General features: G+C 55.7%; 2 protein-coding genes. Both read left to right on the forward strand.

Translation table 11 applies throughout. From position 1 onward, the window contains the following. Window positions 1-657 (forward strand): extracellular solute-binding protein (locus tag WH5701_RS16380; RefSeq protein WP_156776479.1); only part of this gene is annotated, 657 nt, incomplete at its 5' end. Then, on the forward strand, window positions 654-1,164 hold a 511-nt coding region (locus tag WH5701_RS16385; protein WP_006169912.1), incomplete at its 3' end, for a carbohydrate ABC transporter permease. The genes WH5701_RS16380 and WH5701_RS16385, both read left to right, overlap by 4 nt.

A 1,164-nucleotide genomic window follows, 5' to 3' on the forward strand; every position in this document is an offset into this window, starting at 1 on the left:
GAACTCGACGCAACGGCGGCAGCTCGCGCAGCCGCCTGGATGCAATCACTGATCACAACTGGAGCCAGTCCAAGAGCGGTGACCAATTACTCCGAATCAGAGTCGCTGCAAGCATTTAAAGCCGGGGATGCAGCATTCATGCGCAACTGGCCTTATGCCTGGGCCGAGCTGCAAAAACCCGAAAGCAAGGTCCAAGGCAATGTTGGAATTGCATTGATGGTGGCGGAACCGGATCAAAGTCCAGCCGCCACCGTTGGCAGCTGGGGTTTGAGCTTGCTCAAACAGTCACCCCATCCAGAGGCCGCTGTTGAAGCGATTCGCTATCTCACCTCTGAAGCTGCGCAGCGTGAACGGTTCCTCAACCAGGGCTATACCCCCACCAGCAAAAGCTTGTTTACGGATCCAGAGCTCATCGCAGTGTCGTCAGCCCTTCCTGAAATCGCGAAGGCTTTGGACTACTCCGTTGCAAGGCCGCCATCACCGCTTTATGCACAGCTCAGTGATCTTCTTCAACGCCAACTGAATGGCCTGCTAACCGCCGAACCAGCGAAGACCAATCGCGCTATCGACACGGCAACTGCTGCCTCAGCCGCCGCGATGAACAGAGTTCAAACCAAAAGCGACATGCTGCTCAAAGCAACAGGGGCCGAAGCATGACGGTGTTGCTTGCCCTCCCGGCGTTGTTGTTAATGGCTGTCGTTTTTGGCTGGCCAATGCTTCGGTACGCCTGGTTGAGTTTTCATGCCGACTCCGTCCTTACGGGGTTAGTTCCGATCCCAAACGGGGGTGCCAATTGGTTGCGTCTTCTCACGGACTCTCGCTTTTGGCTTGATGCCGGTCAAACAACGAGATTTGCCATCGTCTCCGTTGGCCTGGAGTTGATCCTGGCCCTCGCCATTGCTCTCCTCCTCGACCAGCGCTGGCGAGGACGCAGCGCCATAAGAGCTCTATCGCTTTTGCCCTGGGCTCTTCCGACAACAATGATGGCTCTTGGCTGGCGTTGGATTTTCAACACTCCTTATGGACCGATTGAGCAATTAGCGGAAGTAGTTGGAGTCGGGCCACTCAATCTCCTTTCCACTCCCGCCGTTACTTGGATCGTGACGGTGCTTGCTGATGTTTGGAAGACAACCCCTTTCATCACACTGATTCTCCTGGCTGGTC

It is taken from the genome of Synechococcus sp. WH 5701 (genome assembly GCF_000153045.1).
GTDB lineage: Bacteria > Cyanobacteriota > Cyanobacteriia > PCC-6307 > Cyanobiaceae > Regnicoccus_A > Regnicoccus_A antarcticus.